Origin of the sequence: Terrilactibacillus tamarindi, assembly GCF_009718825.1 — a bacterium.
Classification (GTDB): domain Bacteria; phylum Bacillota; class Bacilli; order Bacillales; family Sporolactobacillaceae; genus Terrilactibacillus; species Terrilactibacillus tamarindi.
The window spans coordinates 1-5,906 of sequence record NZ_WNHB01000042.1 but is presented as its reverse complement, the minus strand read 5'-3'; the positions used below and the strand labels follow the sequence as shown (position 1 = coordinate 5,906).

The 5,906-nt window shown below is 33.3% G+C and carries 6 protein-coding genes and 1 tRNA gene; 1 reads left to right on the top strand and 6 read right to left on the bottom strand.

The genetic code is table 11. From position 1 onward, the window contains the following. Positions 1–604 precede the first annotated feature (604 nt). The 6 genes from GMB86_RS15225 to GMB86_RS15205 form a co-directional block, all read right to left on the bottom strand. A tRNA-OTHER gene (locus GMB86_RS15225) sits at positions 605–680 on the bottom strand. A gap of 32 nt (positions 681–712) precedes the next feature. After that, positions 713–853, bottom strand: a complete 141-nt coding sequence (locus GMB86_RS15630) for a hypothetical protein (RefSeq protein WP_196220258.1) — start codon at positions 851–853, stop codon at positions 713–715. Between the two features lie 9 nt (positions 854–862). After that, positions 863–2,680 (bottom strand): YecA family protein, encoded by a 1,818-nt coding sequence (locus GMB86_RS15220; protein WP_155221384.1) that lies wholly within the window; start codon positions 2,678–2,680, stop codon positions 863–865. 402 nt (positions 2,681–3,082) lie between these two features. Continuing rightward, positions 3,083–3,640 (bottom strand): 6-phospho-3-hexuloisomerase, encoded by a 558-nt coding sequence (gene hxlB, locus GMB86_RS15215; RefSeq protein WP_196220257.1) that lies wholly within the window; start codon positions 3,638–3,640, stop codon positions 3,083–3,085. Between the two features lie 10 nt (positions 3,641–3,650). After that, positions 3,651–4,292 carry a 3-hexulose-6-phosphate synthase gene (gene hxlA, locus GMB86_RS15210; RefSeq protein ID WP_155221380.1) on the bottom strand — a complete coding sequence of 214 codons (642 nt, stop codon included), beginning with the start codon at positions 4,290–4,292 and terminating at the stop codon, positions 3,651–3,653. Between the two features lie 295 nt (positions 4,293–4,587). Continuing rightward, positions 4,588–4,980 carry a winged helix-turn-helix transcriptional regulator gene (locus GMB86_RS15205; RefSeq protein WP_155221386.1) on the bottom strand — a complete coding sequence of 131 codons (393 nt, stop codon included), beginning with the start codon at positions 4,978–4,980 and terminating at the stop codon, positions 4,588–4,590. 265 nt (positions 4,981–5,245) lie between these two features. On the opposite strand from GMB86_RS15205, the gene GMB86_RS15200 reads away from it, so the two are divergent. Further along, positions 5,246–5,854 (top strand): class I SAM-dependent methyltransferase, encoded by a 609-nt coding sequence (locus GMB86_RS15200; protein WP_155221378.1) that lies wholly within the window; start codon positions 5,246–5,248, stop codon positions 5,852–5,854. The last annotated feature ends 52 nt before the right edge of the window (positions 5,855–5,906 follow it).

Below are 5,906 nucleotides of genomic sequence, written 5' to 3'. Positions count from 1 at the left end.
TCAAATCCAAAAGTCGTTGTCAATACTTATTTTGATTTCATATCACCGTTTTGCAACAGCAACTTATATAGTTGTATCAAACTCAAAAGTTATTGTCAATACGTTTTTTAATAACTATCGCTATTTCGTAACAGCAACCTTTATATTATAACTCTATTAAGCAATCATGTCAACATCTTTTTTAATGTTTAAATTGCTTAATGAAGCGACGCTTAATAATATAACATGTTATTCGAATACCGTCAATACTTTTTATAACAAATTTTATTAAATCAACGATAGACGTCTAATGTCCACTCTATATAAAATGAGCTCATATTTAGCGATCATTTATAGTTAGTATGACTAATCTTACAGACAATAAAAATGAAAACCACAATACTCTAAATGCCTATAGAAGACCCTCCACCTCTTTTTTTTCGAATCAAATGTTATAATCCATTTTATATTTTGGCATTAGTAAAACACTTGGAAATTTTGAAAAGCAAGAAATGATAAACACGATTCATTGTATTGGCTTTTTCGTAACTCCAGAGAAAGTCATCAATCAAAGTAAGTTATCTGTTATAAACACAAAAACCTCACAAAAATGTGAGGTTTTTAATGGATCCTGCCAGACTCGAACTGGCAAAATGCAAAATCGATTTGATTTTGCTGCTCTACCTTTGAGCTAAGGATCCGAAAAAGTAATGATAAACTTAATATGTCCTATTTAATTTAAATTTATAACCGTTTGTTTTTGATGATAACAACTAGTTTGGATTTCTTTTAACCATTTGTTCATCGTTCCCGCTAGTTTTCTTGTCAAGATAATAGGCATCACACCCCAAGTAGAGGTAATGACACCTTTCATTTCTCAGTCCTAAACATGCTCCAATATTTTTTCATCTTTTTTGTTAATGGCATCCATCACATATAGAGCCATATCCGTTTTATATTTTTTATCCAACCATTTTGTCAAAGTCTTCATTGTACTTATGAAATCTTTTAGTCGTGTTTTACTTACGTTTTTATATAAATTAAAGATATCCTCTGTCATTAATTTCCCCCAGAAATGATCGTCACATTGTTCCCAGTGTTGGAAAGATTGACTATCGAGGCAATACCTTAAGTCACTTAAACTAGTTTGATACTTTCTAATAGTACTAGCCGATTTCCCAGATGTCCTCTCTTTGAAAAACGTGACCATATCTGTTGCGTAAAAATTATTAAACGTATCAGGCGTGAACCCTAACTTCATAAACACTGCAGCGTCCTCATTTTTGAGTTGTACCGTGTTTGTATCCTGTTGATGCAATAGTTGTAAAGATGATGTTCTTTTATCCAGTCCTGTGACAAATGGCGATAGTGGCAAACCCAACTGATTTCGTATCGTATTAAAATCAGCTGTCACCTTTACTTCACCAAATTGATCTAACACAGTTTGATAGAGATGACATTCCAGTTGTTTTAGCCAAATATCAACTTCTTCTTTTCGATTCATAGTCATTAATTCGTTTATAGTGTTATTACCTAAAATAGGAAGTCTCGTATCATCCTCGAAGTTAAGGCTATTTTGTGCATAAATAGCAGCGTACCTAGGCACCTCTTTCCCCATTGTGATAAGCATATTCCGTATGTCTACATGCAAGGGAACGGTTTTTGAACTTACGTTTTCTTGGAGATAGGAAACTGCATGACTTATTTCTTCCATTTTCTTTTTTAATTTGTTTTTCGTCTCTTCACTCATACAAAAAATGTGTAAATGATGATGATCAATAGAAAGGGTGCCCTCTACCTCGGCAAATTTAACTTCTCCATTTATTTCACTATCCCGATATACTTTCCAATCTTTAACCCAGCTAACACTTTTGTCTTTAGACTCCCATTTATCAAATTCAACTTCCTGTTGATTATGTAAAAAATCGATGAGTGCTTGCTCATTTTTAATCTCGTATTTGAGTGTGTAATGATGAATCGTTTTAGATTCTTTACTTTCTACATTTCCGAACAAATCAGCTAACAGTTCTGGAAAATAATCAGATAAAATACGTTCAACATGACTACCTGAGTCCTTCATTAATTTTATCACTTTTTCTGTTATTCGATGAATCTTTTGTGGTCCTTCAAAAACTTGTACTCCATTAAAATAATACTTATCGTCCCTAGGTTCTAATAATCCAATTGTGCCACACCATGGATAAAAAGATGGAAGATTTTCCTCTATTAAAGGAGATATAAAGATTTCATTCGTCATAACATCTTTAAACCAAATATCATCACCTTTACGATCAACAGCTTGGACAATTCTTGGCATTAAATCTACCCAATTTTTAGCCATTTCCTTTTCTTCATTTGCTAGTTTATGCTGATATTCCTTATAGAACCATTCTATCCCCCGAAGCTGATTATCAAATCTGTGAAAAAAACATAACCAAAATTGGAAAAAACCTGGCCTGGATTTGATATTTGGTCGTCTTCCAGAGCGCTTATTAAATTCAGATTCTAATTGATAGAATTCAGTCGTCGATATATTTTTTCCAATAAAAGATTTCATCTTCTCGACGAGCCTATGCTTTTGTTGTAAAAAATGCTGCCATTTTATTGTTTCTGTTTGAATAACAGCATCTTTTTTCATACAACACTTTTTGTATTTCTTCCCGCTTCCGCATGGACATGGATCATTTCGTTTTATACTCATATGTACTACTTCTCCTTTATGACAATCACTAATACTATTAAAACATAATTTACAAATAAAATCAGAAATAAAAAATATCAAGAAATTTTACACTAAGTAAAATTCCTCGAAACTCAAATCACGTAACGTAGTATATAAGTGGTCTAATCTTATGTATTTATCATCATTCTCTTGGAAATTCATCAGGCGTTAAGTTTTTGACATGAACATATAAACTAGGCCCTCACGATTTATCTGAATGTAATGTACATGTCTCTCCCCTATAAGTCTATCATATTAATATAATCGTGTCCCAGGATGGACTTGTCTCTCTTATAGATCTCATTTCGATCTAAAAAAGTTGACTCAAATAATCTCTTTGAAAGATTTTCCGAGTCAACTCATTATAATCAATCTGATGAACTATTCAAGATTCGCGTGTCTCGTGAACATCGTCGAAGAATTTAGCCTTTTTTTCTCCATCAATTTTAAAATAACGCTATCAAATAGCAACAATAAGGTCTGTTCAAATAGAGAGGCCATGGGTTGTATCGTCTCGTATTGACTTTTTTCCTTCTCTTTAGGAGATCCTGGTAATTTTACGATAGGTTTGGCTAATTTCCCTATGGTCGATTCAGGATTAATCGTGACTAGTGAAAGTTTTGCCTCTATATCTTTTGCCTTTTTAGCCATTGAAACTAAACTCTTTGTTTCACCAGAACCCGACGCAATTATTAATAGATCCTCTTTTTCCAATCTTGGTGTGATCGTTTCACCAACAGCATAAGCTTCTAAACCTATATGCATCATTCGCATAGCAAAAGATTTGATCATAAATCCAGATCTACCCGCACCAGCGACAAATATCTTCCTAACTTGCATAATACCGTCCACAAATTCTTCCACTTCTTGATCGTTGATTAATCCAACTGTTTGGTGTAATTCATTAAGTATCACTGATAAATACTGTGTTGTTTGCATGCTCATCCCCTTATGATAACGCCTCTTGTTTAATTAATTTTTCCATTTGGGAAGCAACAGATTTTTTATCCTCCTGACTCGTAATGCCACCTCCTACAATGACAAGATCAGGCTTAGATTGAACTACTTCTGGAAGTGACGTTAGTTTGATACCACCTGCTACTGCCGTTTTTGCATTTTTAACAACACGTTTGATTTCTTGAAGTTGTTCAAATGAATTTTCACCAACAGCTTGTAAATCATAACCCGTGTGAACACAAATGTAATCAACACCGAGAGCATCGATTTCCTCTGCCCGCTTACCAATTTCTTTTACATTAATCATATCAACTAAGATTTTTGTACCTTGTTTCTTTGCTTCCTCTACCGCACCTTTAATGGTTTCATCATCGGTTGCTCCAAGCACTGTAATAATATCTGCTCCTGCTTCAGAAGCTTTCATGACTTCATAAGCTCCTGCATCCATAATTTTTAAATCTGCAAGCACTTTTAAAGAAGGAAAAGACTCTTTGATTTCTTTAACTGCTTTAAGACCTTCATTTATTATGACTGGAGTCCCAATTTCCACAATGTCAATATGATCTTGTACCTCACCCACGACATCTTTTGCTTCTGGAATATTAACAAGATCTAATGCTAGTTGAAGTTCCATATATAATCCTCCTCAATTAAATTTGAATCTCTGACATAACTTAGTCTAGATCAAACATCTGAATTCCGTAAGTACGCACATTTCAGACATATAGTTACATTGAGGATACTGTTAATTAGCCAAATCACTTTAAGAGGATGTTCAAAAAGTCACCAAATGATAAGCTGCGAATCTCGGGCGCTTACTTGTTTTTCCGGTCCTCATGTAACGCACTTAAGGAAAAATAAAAAAAACACTTCAGAAACAACCTCATGTTTACTGAAATGTTTTCAATCCATATTATTTGTTAGAGTAACTACTTTTTATTTACACCTAAATAATGAGGAATCTTTTTTTCGTTTGACGGCCTACAACATCCCATTTTTTTATCATGTTTTTGCATGACCTTCATATAACTTTTACCCCATTGATACATCGCACCAAGAATGGGAAGCAAACTTTTTCCATGCTCAGTCAATGAATACTCTACTTTTGGTGGTACAACAGGATAAACCTCTCGGTGAATAATAAGATCCCTTTCAAGTTCCCTTAATTGATTCGTAAGCATTCTTTGAGTAATATCAGGTATAAGAGATCTCAATTCATTAAAACGTTTAGTTCCTTCATTTCCTAAATACCATAAAATTATCATCTTCCATTTACCTGAAATCACAGCTAATGTTAATTCTTTTTCACAGTTAATATTCATATTCCAAACATTTCCCAATGATATTCACCTCTATGTTATCAATAAAATCATTTATTGAGTCATTTCAAGTTATGGAAAGTATAGAAAAGTATACCTATAATTAATAATTAATTATAACGGTGTTAATTTATCTGTGCAAAGAGAATGCTTATTGAAAAAATCGAAGTACAACATGCTCTGAAAAGATGACATAAAGGCTAAATAATTTTTGGCTTAAATCTAAAACATCATAAAATAAGAATTGTACGATATGAAGGAGAAAAGTATGAACGAGCGATATTATGATAATTTATTAAATATAAGAACACGAGGAACTCAGGAAGGTTTTCTTCAATACGCCCATTACAATCGCTATGAACCGACCCCTTATCTTGCATTAGAGACATTATTTTCTACATATGAATTGAATCCTACCGACCAGATTGTTGACTTTGGTTGTGGGAAAGGACGATTAAATTTCTATATCAATTACCGCTTTAGCACCTCTGTTGTAGGCATAGAAATGAACAAAGCCCTTTATCAACAGGCTCTTGAAAATCAAGCTCATTATTTAAAAAAGGCCAAACATCGTGGTGATAAAATTCATTTCCACTGTTGTTTGGCAGAAAACTATCCAATTGATTCACTGGACAATCGATTTTACTTCTTTAACCCATTTTCTGTAGAAATTTTCATAAAGATAATTAATAATATACTAGATTCCGTGGAAAGATCCGAGCGAGACATCGAGTTAATTTTATATTACCCATCCATCGATTATATTTCTTATTTAGAGTGTCAAAACTCTTTTGAACCAAAGATGGAAATTAAACTACCCGTATTATATGAGAAAAATCCAAATGAACGGTTTATTGTTTATCGGTTGGTCAGATAGTCATTGGTTTCTGATTGATTGCACCACTTCCGGATTTATTGCACCACTTCCG

Excerpts from the sequence above, each read along its gene's own strand:
- GMB86_RS15630 (WP_196220258.1), bottom strand. The coding sequence starts at position 853 with ATGAAAGGTGTCATTACCTCTACTTGGGGTGTGATGCCTATTATCTTG.
- GMB86_RS15220 (WP_155221384.1), bottom strand. The coding sequence starts at position 2,680 with ATGAGTATAAAACGAAATGATCCATGTCCATGCGGAAGCGGGAAGAAA.
- hxlB (WP_196220257.1), bottom strand. The coding sequence starts at position 3,640 with ATGCAAACAACACAGTATTTATCAGTGATACTTAATGAATTACACCAA.
- hxlA (WP_155221380.1), bottom strand. The coding sequence starts at position 4,292 with ATGGAACTTCAACTAGCATTAGATCTTGTTAATATTCCAGAAGCAAAA.
- GMB86_RS15205 (WP_155221386.1), bottom strand. The coding sequence starts at position 4,980 with ATGAATATTAACTGTGAAAAAGAATTAACATTAGCTGTGATTTCAGGT.
- GMB86_RS15200 (WP_155221378.1), top strand. The coding sequence starts at position 5,246 with ATGAACGAGCGATATTATGATAATTTATTAAATATAAGAACACGAGGA.